This window comes from Caulobacter segnis ATCC 21756 (assembly GCF_000092285.1).
GTDB lineage: Bacteria > Pseudomonadota > Alphaproteobacteria > Caulobacterales > Caulobacteraceae > Caulobacter > Caulobacter segnis.
This window is the reverse complement of record NC_014100.1, coordinates 822,355-840,727: the sequence shown is the minus strand read 5'-3', so window position 1 is coordinate 840,727 and position 18,373 is coordinate 822,355. Positions and strand designations below refer to the sequence as shown.

Annotated in this window: 17 protein-coding genes and 1 tRNA gene; 10 read left to right on the top strand and 8 right to left on the bottom strand. The window is 69.0% G+C overall.

Annotated features, from left to right (window positions below; translation table 11 throughout):
- Positions 1-73: 73 nt before the first annotated feature.
- Positions 74-1,042, top strand: coding sequence for a glycerophosphodiester phosphodiesterase family protein (locus CSEG_RS03940; protein WP_106907283.1), 969 nt, complete (start codon positions 74-76; stop codon positions 1,040-1,042).
- On the opposite strand, the gene CSEG_RS03935 is transcribed toward CSEG_RS03940, so the two are convergent.
- On the bottom strand, positions 1,008-1,469 hold the full coding sequence (locus CSEG_RS03935; RefSeq protein WP_013077962.1) for a hypothetical protein: 462 nt from the start codon (positions 1,467-1,469) through the stop codon (positions 1,008-1,010). The two genes, CSEG_RS03940 and CSEG_RS03935, sit on opposite strands and share 35 nt — an antisense overlap.
- 143 nt (positions 1,470-1,612) lie before the next feature.
- Here CSEG_RS03935 and CSEG_RS03930 point away from each other — a divergent pair, with 143 nt between their 5' ends.
- A complete protein-coding gene (locus CSEG_RS03930) occupies positions 1,613-1,894 on the top strand; it encodes a BrnT family toxin (protein WP_013077961.1) in 282 nt (93 codons plus the stop codon).
- Entirely contained in the window at positions 1,845-2,126 is a 282-nt protein-coding gene (locus CSEG_RS03925) for a BrnA antitoxin family protein (RefSeq protein WP_013077960.1), read from the top strand. Before CSEG_RS03930 ends, CSEG_RS03925 begins: the two co-directional genes overlap by 50 nt.
- A gap of 42 nt (positions 2,127-2,168) precedes the next feature.
- On the opposite strand, the gene CSEG_RS03920 is transcribed toward CSEG_RS03925, so the two are convergent.
- The 3 genes from CSEG_RS03920 to CSEG_RS03910 all read right to left on the bottom strand — a co-directional run bounded on the left by CSEG_RS03920 (position 2,169) and on the right by CSEG_RS03910 (position 4,708).
- Positions 2,169-2,245: transfer RNA gene (locus CSEG_RS03920), tRNA-Met, on the bottom strand.
- 104 nt (positions 2,246-2,349) lie between these two features.
- Positions 2,350-3,393: a glycosyltransferase gene (locus CSEG_RS03915; protein ID WP_041538174.1), complete on the bottom strand. Its 1,044-nt coding sequence runs from the start codon at positions 3,391-3,393 to the stop codon at positions 2,350-2,352.
- A gap of 202 nt (positions 3,394-3,595) precedes the next feature.
- Positions 3,596-4,708, bottom strand: a complete 1,113-nt coding sequence (locus tag CSEG_RS03910) for an NAD(P)/FAD-dependent oxidoreductase (RefSeq protein WP_013077958.1) — start codon at positions 4,706-4,708, stop codon at positions 3,596-3,598.
- 150 nt (positions 4,709-4,858) lie between these two features.
- Between CSEG_RS03910 and CSEG_RS03905 the strand changes: the two genes are divergently transcribed.
- Positions 4,859-6,031, top strand: a complete 1,173-nt coding sequence (locus tag CSEG_RS03905) for a DUF418 domain-containing protein (RefSeq protein WP_013077957.1) — start codon at positions 4,859-4,861, stop codon at positions 6,029-6,031.
- A gap of 223 nt (positions 6,032-6,254) precedes the next feature.
- On the opposite strand, the gene CSEG_RS03900 is transcribed toward CSEG_RS03905, so the two are convergent.
- Positions 6,255-9,695 (bottom strand): indolepyruvate ferredoxin oxidoreductase family protein, encoded by a 3,441-nt coding sequence (locus tag CSEG_RS03900; RefSeq protein WP_013077956.1) that lies wholly within the window; start codon positions 9,693-9,695, stop codon positions 6,255-6,257.
- Positions 9,696-9,837: 142 nt separating this feature from the next.
- Between CSEG_RS03900 and CSEG_RS03895 the strand changes: the two genes are divergently transcribed.
- From CSEG_RS03895 to CSEG_RS03885, 3 genes are all read left to right on the top strand, one after another.
- Positions 9,838-10,335, top strand: a complete 498-nt coding sequence (locus tag CSEG_RS03895; protein ID WP_013077955.1) for an Lrp/AsnC family transcriptional regulator — start codon at positions 9,838-9,840, stop codon at positions 10,333-10,335.
- A gap of 68 nt (positions 10,336-10,403) precedes the next feature.
- Positions 10,404-11,681 carry an MFS transporter gene (locus tag CSEG_RS03890; protein ID WP_013077954.1) on the top strand — a complete coding sequence of 426 codons (1,278 nt, stop codon included), beginning with the start codon at positions 10,404-10,406 and terminating at the stop codon, positions 11,679-11,681.
- 96 nt (positions 11,682-11,777) lie between these two features.
- Positions 11,778-12,674: a pirin family protein gene (locus tag CSEG_RS03885; protein ID WP_013077953.1), complete on the top strand. Its 897-nt coding sequence runs from the start codon at positions 11,778-11,780 to the stop codon at positions 12,672-12,674.
- Positions 12,675-12,813: 139 nt separating this feature from the next.
- On the opposite strand, the gene CSEG_RS03880 is transcribed toward CSEG_RS03885, so the two are convergent.
- Together CSEG_RS03880 and CSEG_RS03875 are read right to left on the bottom strand one after the other, a co-directional pair.
- Entirely contained in the window at positions 12,814-13,707 is an 894-nt protein-coding gene (locus tag CSEG_RS03880; protein WP_013077952.1) for an SDR family oxidoreductase, read from the bottom strand.
- A 14-nt stretch (positions 13,708-13,721) separates the two neighbouring features.
- Entirely contained in the window at positions 13,722-14,465 is a 744-nt protein-coding gene (locus CSEG_RS03875) for an SDR family oxidoreductase (RefSeq protein WP_013077951.1), read from the bottom strand.
- 123 nt (positions 14,466-14,588) lie between these two features.
- On the opposite strand from CSEG_RS03875, the gene CSEG_RS03870 reads away from it, so the two are divergent.
- From CSEG_RS03870 to corA, 3 genes are all read left to right on the top strand, one after another.
- Positions 14,589-15,485: a LysR family transcriptional regulator gene (locus CSEG_RS03870; RefSeq protein ID WP_013077950.1), complete on the top strand. Its 897-nt coding sequence runs from the start codon at positions 14,589-14,591 to the stop codon at positions 15,483-15,485.
- Between the two features lie 126 nt (positions 15,486-15,611).
- Positions 15,612-16,631: an adenosine deaminase gene (locus CSEG_RS03865; protein WP_041538172.1), complete on the top strand. Its 1,020-nt coding sequence runs from the start codon at positions 15,612-15,614 to the stop codon at positions 16,629-16,631.
- 10 nt (positions 16,632-16,641) lie between these two features.
- A complete protein-coding gene (gene corA / locus CSEG_RS03860; protein ID WP_013077948.1) occupies positions 16,642-17,610 on the top strand; it encodes a magnesium/cobalt transporter CorA in 969 nt (322 codons plus the stop codon).
- 210 nt (positions 17,611-17,820) lie between these two features.
- On the opposite strand, the gene CSEG_RS03855 is transcribed toward corA, so the two are convergent.
- Positions 17,821-18,321 (bottom strand): DUF2199 domain-containing protein, encoded by a 501-nt coding sequence (locus CSEG_RS03855; protein WP_013077947.1) that lies wholly within the window; start codon positions 18,319-18,321, stop codon positions 17,821-17,823.
- Positions 18,322-18,373: the final 52 nt, after the last annotated feature.

Sequence of the window (18,373 nt, the reverse complement as noted above, 5' to 3'; positions counted from 1 at the left end):
TCCGTGAGCCCAAACCGCCGCACGCCTGTCGCGTGAGTCGGTCATGGAGCTTGAAGGCTGGGGGGCCTTGACCGTGCGACTGCTGTCTATCCCGATCGTCCTGGCGCTCTGCGCCGCGGCCTGGCCGGCGTCCGCCGCCGGGCTGCGCGAGCGTCTCTACGACCCGGGCGACGGCGTCCTGGTGGTGGCTCACCGCGCCTGCCATCGCGCCGCGCCCAGCCACGGCTTCGAGCACGCCGTCCCGGAAAACTCCCTGGCCGCGCTGGAGCGTTGCATCGCCCTGGGCGTCGACCTGGTCGAGATCGACGTGCGCCGCACGCGCGACGGCCAGCTGGTCGTCATGCACGACGCCAAGGTCGACCGGACGACGAACGGCTCGGGTCACGTCGCCAAGCTGACCCTGGCGCAAATCCAGGCCCTGCGCCTGAAGGGCGGCGAAGGCGAGGCCCCGCCCACCCTCGAAGCGGTGCTCACCGCCGCGCGTGGCCGCATCCTGGTCAATATCGACCTCAAGGGCTCGCACGCCGCCGAGGCGGCCGAGATCACCCGTCGCGTCGACGCCGCCGACTGGGTGCTGTTCAAGGCCAAGGCCCGGTTCGGCGCGCCGCCGATCGCCGACCAGGCGCCCTATCAGGACCTGGCCTTCATGCCGATGGTCGCGGCCAAGGCGGCCAAGACGCCCCGCGATCTGGCCGGCATCACCCTTCGCCAGGCTTCCGGCGCCCGCCAGATTCCCGCGGTCGAGACCGTGGCGCTCAAGGGTCAGGGCTTCACCGCCGTCCGCGACGCGGCTCGCGCCGCCCGGATCCGCGTCTGGATCAACACCCTGGCGAACAGGGGCTGGCGTGGCGTGCTCGACCAGTCCGGCGACCGCCAGGCCCTGCGCGATCCCGACCGCGCCTGGGGCAGGCTGATCGCCCAGGGCGCCAGCATCGTCCAGACCGACCACCCCGCCGTGCTGCTGGACTATCTGGAGCGCCGTGGCCTGCGCGGTCACGCGCCGACCTCTATCGCGGCCGCAAGCGCTCCACCGTCGCTCTGAGCTTGGCGTGGCGAGCGGTCCACGACCGCGCCAGCGCTTTGGCCTCTGCCTCCAGCCCCCGACGGCGCGCCTCGATGTCGGCCTCGGCGTCCCTTTGCTCGGTCTCGGCGGCTTCGAGCGCGGCCTGAGCGTCCGCGAGCGCCTTCTTCCGTTCGGCCTCCGCCGAGGCGTCGGGCTTCTTCGGCTTGGGTTTCGGCAGCCGGTCGACGGCGGCTTTCAGCCCGCCTTCGGCCCGGCGGATCACCGCGCCCGGCGCGGCCAGGGCCGCCTTGGCGTCGGGCGCGTCCGGCGCTTCCTGCGCGACGCCTTCCTTGAAGAGGTCGCGGTCGGTCTCCCAGGCCTCAAGCGCCTTGACGCGCGAGGTCGCCGCCACCGTGTAGCGGTGGAAACCGTCCGACCAGGTGAAGACCTTGGGGGCGCGCGCCATGACGCGACAACGGGCGACGCGGGGCGGCGTTGCGCCTTAGCACGCATTCGGGTATTTTCGTAACTACATAAATGACTCTCCTCATAGGAGATGTTTTCAGAAAAACAATCCTAGGTTATTCGTGTTGGCGCGATGGAGCCGGCATGAAGATCGAGTTCGACGAAGAGAAGCGGCAAAGGACCCTTGCGGATCGCGGGCTAGACTTCGCTGACGCGACCCTCGTTTTCGATGGCCCGAAGTTCACGGTTCTCGATGACCGAGAGGACTACGGCGAAGAACGTTTCTTGACCTTGGGATATCTCGGCGATCGTTTGGTCGCCATCATCTGGACACCTCGCGGCGCAGCTCGACGCGTCATATCGATGAGAAAGTGTATTGACCGGGAACGAAGGAAATTCAGGCGGTTCGTGGGCCGATCCGGATGACGCCCCCGAATGGACCGACGATATGTTCGAACGCGCCGAATTCAGCATCGGCGACCGCGTCATTCGCCCCGCCAACGGGACGCTGACCAAGCCCGGTCGTCCCAAGTCCGAACGCCCCAAGCGGCAGGTCACGCTGCGACTGGATCAGGACGTGCTGGATAAGCTGCGCGAAAGCGGTCCCGGCTGGCAGAGCCGAGCCAACGAAATCCTCAAAAAGGCGGTCGGCGCCTGACACGCCGATCAGCTTTGATTTTAAAGGAAAATCAGTCCGTCCTGGTGGCGGGGGGCGGGATCGAACCGCCGACCTGTGGGTTATGAATCCACCGCTCTAACCATCTGAGCTACCCAGCCATCGCCAGGACGGACGGGGGTCATACGCCCAAGCGCGCTTCGCATCAAGCCTTAGAGTTCCAGTCCGCAGGACGGCGAAACGGCGCACTTTCACCCGGCGCGCTCTACGAAAGCATTCCGTCCAGCGCGGCCTCCAAGCGTCGCGCCAGCTGGTCTGGGCCGTACTGTTCGAGCACCAGCGCCCGGGCCGCCTCGCCCAGCCGGCGCGCGCCGTCGCGGTCGCCGATCAGCTCGCCCAGCGCCTCGGCCAGGCGGTCGGCGTCGTCTTCCGGGACCAGGCGGCCATCGACGCCGTCCTTGATCATCTCGATCGGTCCCTCGATCTCCGAGGCGACCACCGGCAGGCCGACGGCCATCGCCTCCAGCAGGGTCAGCGGGAAGCCCTCCTGGTGCGAAGGGAACGCGAACAGGTCGCCCGTGGCCAGGAAATCGGCCACGTCCTGGCGCCAGCCGACCAGCTTCACGCAGGGATCAAGGTCGAGTTCGCGGATCAGGCCCTCCAGCGCCCCGCGCTCGTCGCCCTCGCCGGCGATCTCGCAGACCACGTCCAGGTCCCAGGCGCGCAGCTTGCCGACGGCGCGGATCAGGACGTCGAAGCCCTTCTTGGGGTGCAGGCGGCCGGCGGCGACGATCCGGACCGGCCCTTCGGCCCGCGTGAAAGGCTCGGCGCGCGCGGTCGGCGGCGTCACGGCGTTGGGGATGAAGTGAACGTGGTCGGCGGGCGCGCCGCGCTCGATCGCCAGCCGCGCCAGATGCCGGCCGACGCACAGATAGTGGACGCCCGGACGGATGTCGAAGACCGGCTTGTGCACGCAGATCGCCTGCACCGCCCCGGCGGGCGCGACCTTGGCGAAGACCCGCGCCGGACGCTGGCCATGGCTGAGGATCAGGTCGGGCCGCGCGTCTCGGACCAGGGCCCTGGCCGCGCCGACGGTCAGCGGATCCCAGTCGGTATAGGCCGGCATGGTCGCGAACGGGGGCGTCCGCGCGCCTTGCGCGGCGGCGACCTTGCCGCCCTGGCGCACCACGCCCACGCAACGGCCGCCATGCCGCGCGGCCCAGGCCTCTAAAATCGGCTGATAGTCGAGAAAGACCTGCTCGAGACCGCCCAGCCCCTTGCCCAGCATGGCGTGCAGGATGTTGCTCAAGGGGGGCTCCGGGGCGACGTTGCGGGCCGGGACCATCGTGGCGCCCGGCCATGGTGTCAACGCGGGACAAAAGGCAACGATCCTCCTCCTAGCGGGGAGCGCGATCGCATGCCAACAAGCTTCGCCTTCCTGGGCCTTGTGCCCAGGAAGGCGGACTCTTTGCGCCTACGGTAAGTTCGGCAATCCTGTTTCGAGCAGGATTTTACGCTCCCAACCGCGCCGCCACCTCTTCCCCAATCGCCAGCGAGCTGGTCAGGCCGGGGCTCTCGATGCCGAACAGGGTCATCAGGCCTTCGAATCCATGATCCTCGGCCCCGCGCAGCTGGAAGTCGGGTTGCGGCGCGTCCGGACCGTGCAGCTTGGGCCGCACGCCGGCGTAGTCGGGCGTCAGGGCGCCGTCCGGCAGGCCCGGCCAGAACTTGCGGATATAGGCGGCGAAGGCCTCGGCGCGCGCCGGATCCACCGAATAGTCGGGCGCGGGCACGTACTCCAGATCCGGCCCGAACACCGCCTGGCCGCCCAGGTCGTTGCGGTAGTGGGTGCCCAGCGCGCCATGAATCGGCGGCGGATAGATCAACCGCGAGAACGGCGCCTTGCCGGTCAGTCGAAAATAGACTCCCTTGCCGTAGTGGGCCTTGGGAATGCGGTCGGCGGGATAGCCCTCGATCCGGCCCCCGACGTCCTGCGCGGACAGTCCCGGCGCGGTGACCAGATACCGGCAGGTCAGGCTGGTCGGGTCGGCCCCGCCGGCCCGCACCTTGAAGCCGCCGCCGGCGAACGGCTCGGCGCCCTCGAACGGCGTCGACAGCACCACCGTCCCGCCGGTCGCCTCGATCTCGCCCTGCAGGGCCAGCATGTAGTCGTGGCTGGCGAAGACGCCGCTCTCCGGCGACAGCAGCGCCGCGTGGGCGTTGAGGCCCGGCTCGATCGCCCGGGCCTGCTCGCCGGTCAGGCGCTCCATCCCCTCGACGTCGTTGGCCAGGGCCTGGTCCCAGATGGCGTCGAGGCGGGAAATCTCTTCCTGGCTGGTCGCCACCACCAGCTTGCCGCAGCGCTTGTAGGCGATCCCGTGCGCGTCGAGGAACGCGTACAGGAGCCGCCGGCCCTGCACGCACAGCCGCGCCTTCAGCGAGCCGGTCGGATAGTAGAGCCCGCCGTGGATCACCTCGGAATTGCGCGACGACACGCCCTGGCCGATGTGGCCTTCCGCCTCCAGCACCACGACCATCAGGCCGCGCCGGGCCAGCGCATAGCCGCAGGCCAGGCCCACGGCCCCGGCCCCCACCACGACGGCGTCGAAATCGAACTCGCTCATCCCGCCACCTTAGCCCGCCCTCGCCGCCGCGCCAGCGGCCGCGAAGCCACGACCGATTGACAGCGCCGTCGGATTGGCCAAGGTCGCGCTTTCGTAAGGAGCGCCAAGACGCTCCGGGGACGTCCTTTGGGGGGACGAGGTGGGGAAACCATGACCAACGCCATGACGGCCGCGCCCGCGCGCAATCTCTTGATCGACACGCTGCGCGCCTTCGCCCTGATCGGCGTCTACATGGTCCACATGTTCGAGCAGTACGAGATCTACTGGGCCGCGCCGCAGCAGAACCTGACCCACACGATCTTCACCACCTTCTTCATGGGCAAGGCCTTCAGCCTGCTGACCCTGTGCTTTGGGCTGAGCTTCTTCCTGCTGATGGAAAAGGCCGACCAGCGCGGGGTCGATTTCTCGAAGCGCTTCGCCTGGCGGATGGTCGTGCTGGCCTTTATCGGCCTGGTTCACAGCCTGGTCTATCGCGGCGACATCCTGATGGTCCTGGCGCCGCTGGGTCTCGTCCTGATCCCCTATCACCGGGCCAGCAACCAGATGATCCTGGGCGTGGCCGCCGTTCTGCTGGCCCAGCCGGGCCTCCTGTTCCAGCTGGCCGGCGCCCTTTCCGGCGAGCCCTGGGCCAACCAGCCGCCGCACCACTACGGCGACACCGGACCCGTCTTCTACCGCACCGCGCCGCTGGGCCAGATGCTGGTCTGGAACGTCTGGCAGGGGCAGAGCTTCAAGTGGTGGTTCTTCCTGGAGACCGGGCGACTGTTCCAGATCCTGGCCCTGTTCATGGTCGGCCTGCGCCTGGGCCGCGCCGGCTTCTTCGACAATCCCGACCGCTTCAAGGCCGAGCGCCGCGCGGCCCTGACGGCGCTGGCCGCCATCGCCATCGCCTGCCACCTGGGCGTCGGGCCTCTGCAGAGCCTGGCGCCGGACGCCGCGACCGCGCCGATGGCCCGCAAGCTGATCGGCACGCTGCTGGGCGGCTGGTTCGACGTCTCGCTGATGGGCGTCTACGTGCTGCTGATCGTCGAGCTCTACACGGGCCCGTTCCGCAAGGCGCTGGACCGCCTGGCCCCGATGGGCCGCATGACCCTGACCTTCTACGTCCTGCAGTCGCTGATCTGGGTGCCGATCTTCTACGGCTTTGGCCTGGGCGCCTGGAAGTGGCTGCCGCAGTCGACGGCGCTGTGGCTGGGCGTGGGCTTCCTGGTGCTCCAGGGGATCGTGGCGACGCTGTGGTTCAAGCGCTTCCACTACGGCCCGCTGGAGTGGGTCTGGCGCGCGGCGACGTACCGGACGACGAAGGTGCCGTTCGTGCGGTGAGGAGGGGGCGTTCCGAGCGGTCGCTCGGAATGGTTGGCGGGCTGGCTCGCAAGCGCCCCCTCCGTCTCGCCGCGTTCCGCGGCGATCCACCTCCCCCGCGAGCGGGGCAGGAGGGTCCGGCTTCTTCCTCACCCGTGAAACGGGGGAGGTGGCGCGGAGCCGATAGGCGACGTGACGGAGGGGGCGCTCTAACGTCCGACCAGGGTCGGAACCATCCCTCCCTCTACCCCTCCCACTGCGCCCACAGCTTCTCCTCCGCCGCCTTGGCCGTCTGGACGGAGGCGTCCTTGACGTGGCCGTAGCCGCGGATCTGCTGCGGGATCTCGGCGATCTTCAGGGCCAGCGGCAGGCTCTCCACGCAGAGGCCGGCGACCAGGCGATCCAGAGCCACCTCGTAGGACGCGATCAGGCCGCGCTCCATCTTGCGCTCCTCGGTCTTGCCGAAGATATCCAGCGCGCCGCCGCGCAGGCCCTTCATCCTGGCCATGACCGGGAAGGCCAGATCCAGCATCCAGCCGCCGAAGGCGATCTTCCTGGGCTTGCCGTCCGGGCCCTTCGGGGCCAGCAGCGGCGGGGCCAGCCAGACCTTGGCCTTGCCGCCCTTGAAGGTTCCGGCCAGCTCGGCCGCGAAACGACCATCCGTATACAGACGAGCAACCTCGTACTCGTCCTTGTAGGCCATCAGCTTGTAGAGGTTCGTCGCCGCCGCCCGGGTCAGCGGCAGGGCCGAGTCCGCGCCGGACATGGCGGTCTCGGCGCTACGGACCTTGGCCACCTTGTCCGCATAGCGCTGCGCGTAGGCGGCGTTCTGGTAGGCCGTCAGCTCGCGGATGCGATGGGCGATCAGGTCGTCCAGCGGCATGGTCTCGGGCGTGGCGACCTTGTCTTCTTTCACCTCGATCGAAGCCGGGTCATGGGCGACGCGGCGGCCCAGCTCGAAGGCCTGCAGGTTGGCGTCGGCGTCGACGCCGTTCAGCTTGATCGCGCGATAGAGAGCGCGGCTGGAGACCGGGATCACGCCGCGCTGCCAGGCGAAGCCGACCATGATCATGTTGGCGTAGATGGCGTCGCCGAACTGGCTCTCGGCCAGGTGCTGGGCCGGGCAGGCGTCGAAGGTCTGGGTCGCGCCCTTGACCCGCCGAGCCATGGAGCCGCTGTCGAAGCGGATGTCGCGGCTGGTGACGAAGTCGGCGGTCGGCGCGAAGTCGCTGTTGCCGAAGGCGCGGGTGCGGTCCTTGGCGTAGAGCGACAGGCCTTCCGGCGAGGCGGCCACCAGCAGGTCGCAGGCGATCAGCACGTCGGTGCTGGCCGCCGGCACGCGGCCGCCGACCACGGTCTCTTCGGTCTCGCCGATCTTGACGTGGCTGAACACCGAGCCGCCCTTTTGCGCGAGACCCGTCATGTCCACGACGCTGCCGGCGCGGCCGTCGATGTGGGCGGCCATGGCCAGGATCGAGGCGACGGTCGTGACGCCCGTGCCGCCGACGCCCGTGAACAGGATCTTGCGCACGCCGGTCAGCGGCTCGAAGTCCGGCAGCGGCGTCGACTCGGCGGTCAGGGCCGCCGGCGTCTTCTTCCCCTGCGCGCTCTCGGCGCCTTCCAGGGTGATGAACGACGGGCAGAAGCCCTGGACGCAGCTATAGTCCTGATTGCAGCTGGACTGGTTGATCTTGCGCTTGCGGCCAAACTCGGTGGCCAGCGGCTCGACCGAGACGCAGTTGGACTTGACCGAACAGTCGCCGCAGCCTTCGCAGACCAGCGGGTTGATGAAGACGCGCTGGGTGGCCTTGGGCATCGAGCCGCGCTTGCGGCGGCGGCGCTTTTCGGTGGCGCAGGTCTGGTCGTAGAGCAGCACCGTCACGCCCGCCGTGTCGCGCAGCATCTCCTGCACGCGGATCAGGTCCGAGCGCGGGAAGATCTCGACGCCGGGCGCCAGGCCCTCGACGCCCTCGTAGCGCTTCAGGTCATCGACCACGACGACGGTCTTCTTGACGCCCTCGGCCGCCAGCTGGCGGGTGATCTGGGCCGGAGTGAAGCCGCTCTCGGCGCGCTGGCCGCCGGTCATGGCGACGGCGTCGTTATAGAGCAGCTTGTAGGTGATGTTGGTCCCGGCCGCGATCGCGCCCCGGATCGCCAGCGAACCCGAGTGGTTGTAGGTGCCGTCGCCCAGGTTCTGGAAGACGTGCCTCTCGCTGGTGAACGGCGAGGCGCCGACCCAGGTCAGGCCCTCGCCGCCCATGTGGGTGTTCAGGTCCGTCGACGGGTCGTTGAAGCTGGCCATGTAGTGGCAGCCGATGCCGGCCAGGGCTCGCGAACCCTCGGGCAGCTTGGTCGAGGTGTTGTGCGGACAGCCCGAGCAGAAGAACGGCTTGCGGGCCTGGTCCGCGGCCAGGCTGACGGCGGCGACGCCGGCGGCGCTGACGCGGTTCAGATAGGCCCGCGCCCGCTCCATGTGCGGGCCGTCGGGCAGGCGGTCGTAGATGGCGAGCGCGACTTCGGCGACCGACAGCGAGCCCAGCTCCGACAGCAGCGGCCCGCCCTTCTCGTCGGTCTTGCCGATCACGCGCGGACGGGCGTGGGCGGGCAGGTCATAGAGCGCGGCGCGGGCCTGCGGCTCGATCAGGGCGCGCTTGTGCTCGATGACCATCAGGGTCTCGAGGCCGGCGGCGAAGGCGCGCAGGCCCAGCGGCTCTAGCGGCCAGGGCATGCCGACCTTGTAGATCGACACGCCCAGGTCGGCGGCCTCCTGCAGGGTCATCCCCATGGCGGTGAAGGCCTCCAACACGTCCTTGTAGGCCTGGCCCTGGCAGACGATGCCCAGCCGCGCCTTGCCGACGCGAACGTGCGAGGCGCCCAGCACCACGCGGTCGATTCCGTTGGCGCGGGCGAAGGCGAGCGCCGCCGGGATCTTGTGGAGCCGCATCCGCCGCTCCTTCTCCATCGGCTGGTCCTTCAGCCGGATGCCAAGGCCGCCGGGCGGGAACGGGAAGTCGGGGATGACCAGCTTGTGGCGATCCAGCGAGACGTCGATGGTCACGCCGCTATCCATGGTGTCGGCCAGGGCGATCATGCCGGTCCAGAGCCCTGAGAACCGCGACAGCGACAGGCCGAGAATGCCGTAGTCCAGCACCTCCTGCAAATCGGCCGGCGCCAGCACCGGCATCTCGAAGTCCTGGAAGGCGAACTCGGACTGCGACGGCAGGGTCGAGCTCTTGCAGTTGTGGTCGTCGCCGGCCACCGCCAGCACGCCGCCGGTCGGGAAGACGCCGGCGAAATTGGCGTGCTTGAAGACGTCGCCGGTGCGGTCGACCCCGGGCGCCTTGCCGTACCACATGCCGAACACGCCGTCGTAGAGGGCGCCCGGGAACAGATTCGCCTGCTGGCTGCCCCACACGGCGGTGGCGGCCAGGTCCTCGTTGACGCCTTCCTTGAAGACGACGTCGTGCGCGGTCAGCAGCTTGTTGATCCGCGCGGCCTGCTGATCGAGTCCGCCGAGCGGGGATCCGCGATAGCCGGACAAAAAGCCCGCCGTATTCAATCCTAGCTTGCGATCGAGACGCTTGCGATCCAACAGGACCCGCAGCAGCGCTTGCACGCCAGTGATGAAAGCTCGACCATCTTCGAGCACATATTTGTCGTCGAGCGTGACTTCCGAGTGCCGCATGGCAAAAATTTTCCTCCCGGGTCTTCCCGCCCGTAACGCAATATCTTATAGAAGCGCGGAAATTGTTTGCCCAAGGCGTGCCCGACTCGTGGCCGTTTTGCGCAAGAAGTGAGCGCCAACGCCCGCTGGGGGGAGGAATTTCTTGTCCGAACAACTCGACGCCGTGGATGCCAAGATCCTGGATCTCATCCAACACGACGCCGGACTGTCCGTCGCGGAGATCGCCGAACGGGTCGGCCTGTCGTCCAGCCCGTGCTGGCGCCGGATCAAGCGCCTGGAGGACGCCGGCGTCATCCAGCGTCGCGTGACCATCCTGGACCGCGAGAAGCTGGGCCTGGGCTTCGAGGTCTATTGCACCGTCAAGCTGTCCCTTCCGACCAAGGATAATCTGGACACGTTCGAACAGGCCGTCGCCAAGTGGGCCGAGGTCGTCCAGTGCGCCACCGTGACCGGCGCGGCCGACTACGAAATGCGCATCGTCACCCGCGACATGCGCGCCTTCGACGAATTCCTGCGCGACAAGCTGCTGTCGCTGGGCCTGGTGAGCAACATCGAGAGCCGCATCGTGATCCGCGGCGTCAAGAACTCGACCGCCGTGCCGCTGGGCCTGATCAGCCCGTATGTGAGCCCGCTGGGCTAATCCGACGACGACGCGTGGCGGCCGGGGCCGTCGCGCGTCGATCTTCCGACAATTTGGGGAGAGGCCACATGGCCCAATCGAGCGCTGGCGGCGCGTCGACGCGACGCGTGCTGGCCGCCAGCCTGATCGGCACGGCGGTCGAGTTCTACGACTTCTATATCTACGCCACCGCCGCCTCGCTGGTGTTCGGGCCGCTGTTCTTCCCCGCCAGCTCGCCGGCCATGCAGTTGCTGGCCTCCTACGCCAGCCTGAGCGTGGCCTTCATCGCCCGGCCGCTGGGCTCGATCGTGTTCGGCCACTTCGGCGATCGCATCGGCAGAAAGTCGACCCTGGTCGCCTCGCTGCTGATCATGGGCGGCTCGACGCTCCTGGTCGCCTTCCTGCCGACCTATCACCAGGCCGGCTGGATCGCGCCGTTCCTGCTGTGCCTGCTGCGCTTTGGCCAGGGCTTTGGCCTGGGCGGCGAGTGGGGCGGCGCGGCCCTGCTGGCGGTCGAGAACGCCCCGCCCGGCTTCCGCGCGCGCTTTGGCATGTTCCCGCAGCTGGGCGCGCCCGTCGGCTTCATCGCCGCCAACGGCCTCTTTCTCATTCTCGGCGCGGTGCTGACGCCCGAGCAGTTCCAGGCCTGGGGCTGGCGGGTGCCGTTCCTGGGCAGCCTCCTGCTGGTCGGGGTGGGCCTGTGGATCCGCCTGAAGCTGACCGAGACCCCCGCGTTCGTCGCCGCGGCCCACGAAGCCCCGCCGCCGCACGTGCCGGTCGCCGAGCTGATGAAGACCCACGCGCGCGAGACCATAGGCGGCACCTTCGCGGTCGTGGCCTGCTTCGCGCTCTTCTACCTGACCACCGCCTTCTCGCTGGGCTATGGGGTCACGACCCTGGGCTATGGCCGCCAGCAGTTCCTGAGCGTTCTGCTGGTCGCCATCCTGTTCATGGCCGCCGGCATCGTCTGGGCCGGGTACTGGGCGGACAAGTCGAGCCCGCGCCGGGTGCTGATGGCCGGCTCCCTGCTGACCATCGTCGCGGGCGCGGCCCTGGCGCCGATGATGGGGTCGGGCTCGCTCTGGCTGATCGGCGTCTTTCTCTCGCTGGCCCTGGTGGTCATGGGCCTGGTCTACGGCCCGCTGGGCGCCTGGCTGCCCAGCCTGTTCCCGGCCCGGGTGCGCTACACCGGCGCCTCGATCGCCTTCAATGTCGGCGGCGTGATCGGCGGCGGCATGACCCCGGCCATCGCCCAGGCCCTGGCCACCCACGGCGGGCTGAAGCTGGTGGGCCTCTACCTGGCCGCGGCCGGCGCGATCAGCCTCCTGGCGCTGTGGCCGCTGAAGAAGACGCCGGACACGCTGTAGACGCCCCCGGCGGGACGGCGCCGAGACCATTCTTTTGGACAAGACGAGCGCCGCCTCGCCCCGCTAAGCTCCGGCCGATCCACCGCTGGAGTTCCCATGATCGACCTCGTCATCGAAGCCCGCCGCAAGAACCTCGGGAATTTCGAGGTCGGCCGGGTGCTGCCGTTTCACGCCCACCGGATGGTCGGGCCGTTCACCTTCCTCGATCACATGGGTCCGGCGACCTTCCAGCCCGGCTTCGCCAAGGACGCCGACGTGCGCCCGCACCCGCACATCGGCCTGTCGACCCTGACCTATCTGTTCCAAGGCGAGATCACCCACCGCGACAGCGTCGGCTCGCTGGCGGTGATCAAGCCGAACGAGGTCAACTGGATGACCGCCGGCAGCGGCATCACCCACTCCGAGCGCTTCGAGGGCCTGCGCGCCAACGGTGGCCGCATGGACGGCATGCAGGCCTGGATCGCCCTGCCCCAGGAATACGAGGAGATCGATCCCAGCTTCACGCACCACGAGGGCCCGGCCGACCTGCCCTACTACGAAGAGGGCGGGCTGAAGGCGCGGCTGATCGCCGGCGAGGCCTTCGGCGCCAAGTCGAACGTGCCGGTCTACTCGCCGCTATTCTATGTCCACTGGGAGCTGGAGCCGGGCACGGTCGCGGCCCTGCCGGCCGAATACGCCGAGCGCGCGGCCTATGTGGCCGAGGGCCGGGTCGAGGTGGGCGACCGCGAGCTGACCACCGCCCAGATGGCCGTCTTCGCGCCGGGCGACACGGTGGTCTTCAAGGCCATCGAGCGCTCGACCGTCATGCTACTGGGCGGCGAGCCGATCGGCCCGCGCTTCATCGAGTGGAACTTCGTCTCGTCGTCCAAGGACCGCATCGAGCAGGCCAAGGCCGACTGGCGCGCGGGCCGCATGAAGCTGCCCGACCTCGACCACGACGAATTCATCCCGCTGCCCGAAGGCCCGCCGCCGCCGGCGCCGCCGATGTCGTGAGGCCGCAACCGATCGGGGGCCTCCGGATTATCCGATGACCTCGGCGACAAGGCCAAGGACGCCGCGCACTGACGCCAACGTCCCCTCTCCCGTCGCGGGAGAGAGGACGCCTCGCCGGCCCTCCACGAGGGAGGCAGGATCACTTCACCTTCAGCAGGTCGTCCAGGCCGATACGCCGGAACATCTCCGCGCGCACGCGGTCGGCGACGCCGTTGACCACCTCGGCCCCGTCCTGGGACGGGTCCACGTGAACACGGAACGGCCGCTTGCCGAAGGGCGTATCGACCACCCGTGCGATGGCCCGCGCCACCTCGCCCGCGTCGGCGTCGGCGGGCTCAAGCGCCGCCAGCCCGCCCAGCGCCTTGTCGGCGACGCCGGCATAGGGGCCATCCATATAGGCCGCCTCCACCGCCGCGTCGGCGGGCTTGCCGGCATGGGCGAAGTGATTGGTGCCCTTGGTGAAGGCGCCCGGCACGATGATCGAGGTCTCGATCCCCCACCGGGTAAGCTCGCTGGCGTAGGACACCGCCAGACTGTCCATCGCCGCCTTGGCCGCGAAGTACGGCGCCAGGAACGGCGGGGTCCCGCCGCGCGTCGAGCTGGACGAGACCCAGACCAACAGGCCCCGCCCTTGTCTCCTTAGGATCGGCAGGGCGGCGCGGTTGACCCGCTGAGTGGACAGGACATTGACGTCGAAGAGCTGGCTGTACTGCTCGGGCGTGAACGCCTCGGCCGGGCCGAAGCTCATGTGGCCGGCGTTGTGCGCCAGGACGTCCAGGCGGCCGGCCTCGGCGACGATCTGGTCAATCGCGGCCGCGACCGAGGCCTCGGACGCCACGTCCAGCTCGACCGTCCGCAGGTCGACGGCGTGGTCGCGGGCATAGTCCGCGGCGGCGGCGACCTGCGGGGCGTTGCGGCCTGCGGTCTCGCGCATCGAGGCGTAGACCGTGTGGCCGGCGTCGGCCAAGGCCCGGGCTGTGAGGGCGCCGAAGCCCGAGGAGGCGCCGGTGACGAGGATGACTTGCTTTGTCATGATCAGCTCCCGCCTCAGATGATGCCGCCGTTGACGCGCAGGACCTGGCCGTTCACCCAGGCGCCGTCCGGCCCGGCCAGGAAGGCGATGGTCGCGGCGATATCCTCGGGCCGCCCCAGACGCTCCAGCGGCGGGGCCTTGGCGAGGCGCTCGACGGCCTCGACCGGCTTGCCGTCCAAGAAGAGCTTGGTGGCCGTCGGTCCGGGCGCGATGGCGTTGACCGTGATGTTCCGGCCGCGCAGCTCCTTGGTCAGGATCTCGCCCAGCGTCTCGACCGCGGCCTTGCTGGCGGCGTAGACGCCGTAGGTCTCGGGACGCAGCCCCACCACGCTGGACGAGAGGTTGATGATCCGTCCGCCGTCGCGCAGGCGGCGCGCGGCCTCGCGCAGGGTGTTGAAGACGCCCTTCAGGTTCACCGCGATCGTCTGGTCGAACAGGGCGTCGTCGGTGTCGGCCAGGCTGGCCAGCTTCATGATCCCGGCGTTGTTGACCAGCACGTCCACCCCGCCGAACGCGGTTTCGGCATGGTCGAACAGTCGCCGAACGGCGGCCGGATCGGCGACATTGGCCTGGGCGCTGATCGCCCGGCCGCCGGCGGCCTCGATGTCGCGGACCACCGCCTCCGCGGCCGCGGCGCCGCCGGCGTAGTTGACGATGACGGTGAAGCCGTCGCGGGCCAGGCGCTTGGCCGCCTCGGCGCCGATGCCGCCCGAGGCGCCGGTCACCAGCGCCACCTTGGTTGGAGTCTCTTGGGTCATGGAAGGTCTCCGGTTCAGGCCGACTTGGTGTCGGCACGGAGACCATGCGCCTTCGCCCTCATTGAATAATTTGGGAAAGAACGACATTACTATTCGCTGTATCGAATAATGGAGGCGTAGGACGTGGATCGGTTCGAGGCGATGCGCCTGTTCGTCCGGATCGTGGAGCGCCGCAGCTTCACCCAGGCCGCCGCCGATCTGGATCTGCCGCGCTCGACCGCCACCGAAGCCGTGCAGCAACTGGAGGCCCGCCTGGGCGCGCGGCTGCTCCAACGGACCACGCGCCAGGTCAGCCCCACCCTGGACGGCGAGGCCTATTACCGGCGCTGCCTGCGCCTGCTGGACGATCTGGACGACGCCGAAAGCGCCTTTCGCCAGCGCACGCCGCGCGGCCTGCTGCGGGTGGACGTGCAAGGCGCCCTCGCGCGGCGGTTCGTGCTGCCGGACCTGCCGGACTTCCTGGCCGCCTACCCCGAGCTGAAGCTGCAGCTCACCGAGGGCGACAGGCTGGTTGACCTGGTGCGCGACGGCGTCGACTGCGTGCTGCGGATGGGCGACCTCACGGACAGCGCCATGGTCGCCCGCCGCGTGGCCCTGCTGCCGGAGGTCACCTGCGCCGCCCCAGCCTATCTGGCGCGGTTCGGGACGCCGCGCACGCCCGACGACCTCGGGGGCCACCGGATGGTGGGCTTCCTGCAGGCCGCGACCGGACATCCCTACCCGCTGGAGGTCACCGAGGGCGGCAATGTCCGCGCCGTTCCCGTGGCGGCCGACGTGACCGTGAACTCCGCCGAGAACACCGTGGCCATGGGGCTGCTGGGCCTGGGCCTGATCCAGGTCCCGCGCTACCGGGTGGAGGACTTCCTGGCCGACGGCCGGCTGATCGAGGTGCTGGCCGACTATCCGCCGACGCCGACGCCGGTGTCGCTGCTGTATCCGCGAAGCCGCCAACTGTCGCCGCGGGTGCGGGTGTTCATCGACTGGACGGCCAGGCGGTTTTCCGACGAGCGCCTCGTCTGAGCCTGCCTCGCGGCGCCGGGAAACCCCTCATCCGTCGCCCCGGATCAGGTCCGGGGCGACACCTTCTCCCTCAAGGGGAGAAGGAGACGGTTGAAAGGCTCCGGCTCCGGGGCCCATAACTCCCCCATGACCGACACAGCCTTCGCCAACTTCGTTCGCGGCCTGCCTAAGGCCGAACTGCACATGCACATCGAGGGCAGCCTCGAGCCCGAGCTGATGTTCGCTCTCGCCCAGCGCAACGGGATCACCCTGCCCTACAAGTCGGTCGAGGAGATCCGGGCGGCGTATGAGTTCTCGAACCTGCAGGACTTCCTGGACATCTATTACCAGGGCGCGGGCGTGCTGATCACCGAGGCCGACTTCAAGGACCTGGCCCTGGCCTACTTCCAGCGCCTGGCGGCCGACGGCGGGACGCACGCCGAGATCTTCTTCGACCCCCAGACCCACACCGACCGCGGGATCGCCTTCGAGACGGTGATCAAGGGCCTGCTGGCCGGCATGGACGAGGCGGAAAAGACGCTGGGCGTCACCTCCAAGCTGATCCTGTGCTTCCTGCGCCACCTGTCCGAAGAGTCCGCCTTCGAGACCCTGGAGCAGGGCAAGCCGTGGCTGTCCTCGCTGGCCGGCGTCGGTCTCGACAGCTCCGAGGTCGGCCATCCGCCGGCCAAGTTCGCCCGCGTGATGCAGGCCGCCCGGGACCTCGGCCTCAAGGTCGTGGCCCACGCCGGCGAGGAAGGCCCGCCGGAATACGTCTGGGAAGCCATCGACCTGGTGAAGGTCGACCGCATCGACCACGGCAACCGCGCCCTCGAGGACGAGGCCCTGACCGCGCGCCTGGTCAAGGACGGGACCACCCTGACGGTCTGCCCGCTGTCGAACCTGAAGCTGTGCGGCGTGCCCAGCCTCGACGTCCACCCGCTGAAGCGGATGCTGAGCCTGGGCCTGAAGGCCACGGTCAATTCCGATGACCCGGCCTATTTCGGCGGCTACCTGCTGGAGAACTACCTGGCCACCGCCGACGCCGTCGGCCTGACCCGCGACGAGGTCGTCACCCTGGCCAAAAACAGCTTCACGGGCTCGTTCCTGTCGGAGGCCGAGAAGGCCGAGCGCGTGGCGAAGGTCGAGGCCTACGCGGCGGCCCATTGAGCGCCCGCCGATGACCGTCGTCGCCGCCAGCGCCTATGTCCAGGGCAAGCTCGCCCGGCCTCTCAGCCTGGATGATCCGGACGGCCTGAAGCCGCACGAGGGCGAGTTCGTCTGGATCGGCCTGGTCGAGCCCGATGAAGGCGAGCTGCGCGTGCTGCAGCAGGCCTTCGGCCTGCACCCGCTGGCGGTCGAGGACGCCCTGACCGCCCGCCAGACGCCGAAGGTCGACGTCTATGGCCAGCAGCTGTTCGTCGTCGCCAAGACCGCGCACCTGGAAAACGACAACATCGTCTATGGCGAGACGGACTTCTTCGTCGGCCAGCGCTTCCTGATCACCGTCCGCCACGGCTCGGCCCGGGCCCATACCGAGCTGCGCGCCCAGTTGGAGGCGGCCCCGGTCCTGCTGGCGCACGGCGTCGACTATGTGCTGCACGCGGTGCTGGACTTCATCGTCGACGGCTACATGCCGATCGTCGACACCATCGAGGACGACCTGCACGCCTTCGAGCGTCGCGCCCTGGACGCCTTCCTCAGCCGCGCCGAGATCGCCCGGATCTTCAACCTTCGCCGGGCGCTGATGAAGTTCAAGAAGCTGCTGGGGCCCATGACCCAGGTGGTCAGCGCGCTGGAGCACCACGACCTGCCGTGCATCGACAGCGAGGTCCGGCCCTATTTCCGCGACGTGCGCGACCACATCCAGCGCACCGAGATCCTGGTCGACGGCCTGCGCGAAGTGCTGACCTCGGTCTTCGAAATCAGCAGCCTGCTGGAGCAGCAGCGCCAGGGCCTGATCACCCGCCAGCTGGCCGCCTGGGCCGCCATCCTGGCCGTGCCGACGGCGGTGGCCGGCGTCTACGGCATGAACTTCGAGCACATGCCCGAGCTGAAGTGGACCTACGGCTATCCGGCCGTGCTCGCCGGCATCGCCCTCATCTGCGGCCTGCTGTACCGGCGGTTCAAGCGGACGGGCTGGCTCTAGAGTCCATATTCAATCCGCTGAGATCAATTTCTTTCGTCATCCCGGCCGGAAGACCGCGTTGCGGTCTGTAGCGCCGGGACCCAGGGGCAACCGCGATGCGCCGGCCCCTGGGTCCCGGATAGCCTCTGCGAGGCTTCCGGGATGACGAAAGCTTAGCCTTTGAATGACCCAAAGCTTTCCGCCTCCGCAATGAGGGCCGACCCTAGCGCTCTAGGCTAGATCGAGCCCCAGCAGCTCGTGATGACGCGCGGCGTCGATCCCGTCGCGCTGCTCCTGGGCCAGGCGGCTCTTGTCGCCCTCGGGCAGGATCAGGGTCGGGCGCTCGTCGGGGGCCTGGAACTGGACCAGCAGGCGGGTGCCCAGCGACGTGCCCGGATAGGGCTCCAGCCTGTTGGCCAGCTTGCAGGGGTGCGGCGGCTCGTCCCGGCCGTCTTCCTCGTAGAGGTCGAGATAGCGCTCGAACACCTCGGGCTCGACCTCGGCCCAGACACCCCAGCCGAAATAGTCGTCCTCGCCGATCAGGGGCACGGGCAGGATGCAAAGGATGAAGAACCGATCGCCCCACTGGCAGAGATCGTCGCTGTAGCGCGCCTGGCTTTCGCGCTCGTCTTCCGGGAGGGCCCAGACCTCGTCAGGCAGGGTGAAGCCGTGGTCCCGCGACAGGTCTTCGTGGCGGCGGCCGCAGGTCGGGCAATCGAACGCTTTGGCCATCGGAACCTTCGGGCGTGACAGACGCGCCGAGGATTAGGCCAAGTCGGGCGCG

Excerpts from the sequence above, each read along its gene's own strand:
- CSEG_RS03875 (WP_013077951.1), bottom strand. The coding sequence starts at position 14,465 with ATGACCCAAGAGACTCCAACCAAGGTGGCGCTGGTGACCGGCGCCTCG.
- CSEG_RS03900 (WP_013077956.1), bottom strand. The coding sequence starts at position 9,695 with ATGCGGCACTCGGAAGTCACGCTCGACGACAAATATGTGCTCGAAGAT.
- CSEG_RS03865 (WP_041538172.1), top strand. The coding sequence starts at position 15,612 with ATGACCGACACAGCCTTCGCCAACTTCGTTCGCGGCCTGCCTAAGGCC.
- CSEG_RS03905 (WP_013077957.1), top strand. The coding sequence starts at position 4,859 with ATGACCAACGCCATGACGGCCGCGCCCGCGCGCAATCTCTTGATCGAC.
- CSEG_RS03855 (WP_013077947.1), bottom strand. The coding sequence starts at position 18,321 with ATGGCCAAAGCGTTCGATTGCCCGACCTGCGGCCGCCGCCACGAAGAC.
- CSEG_RS03930 (WP_013077961.1), top strand. The coding sequence starts at position 1,613 with ATGAAGATCGAGTTCGACGAAGAGAAGCGGCAAAGGACCCTTGCGGAT.
- CSEG_RS03890 (WP_013077954.1), top strand. The coding sequence starts at position 10,404 with ATGGCCCAATCGAGCGCTGGCGGCGCGTCGACGCGACGCGTGCTGGCC.
- CSEG_RS03885 (WP_013077953.1), top strand. The coding sequence starts at position 11,778 with ATGATCGACCTCGTCATCGAAGCCCGCCGCAAGAACCTCGGGAATTTC.
- CSEG_RS03910 (WP_013077958.1), bottom strand. The coding sequence starts at position 4,708 with ATGAGCGAGTTCGATTTCGACGCCGTCGTGGTGGGGGCCGGGGCCGTG.
- CSEG_RS03880 (WP_013077952.1), bottom strand. The coding sequence starts at position 13,707 with ATGACAAAGCAAGTCATCCTCGTCACCGGCGCCTCCTCGGGCTTCGGC.
- CSEG_RS03935 (WP_013077962.1), bottom strand. The coding sequence starts at position 1,469 with ATGGCGCGCGCCCCCAAGGTCTTCACCTGGTCGGACGGTTTCCACCGC.
- corA (WP_013077948.1), top strand. The coding sequence starts at position 16,642 with ATGACCGTCGTCGCCGCCAGCGCCTATGTCCAGGGCAAGCTCGCCCGG.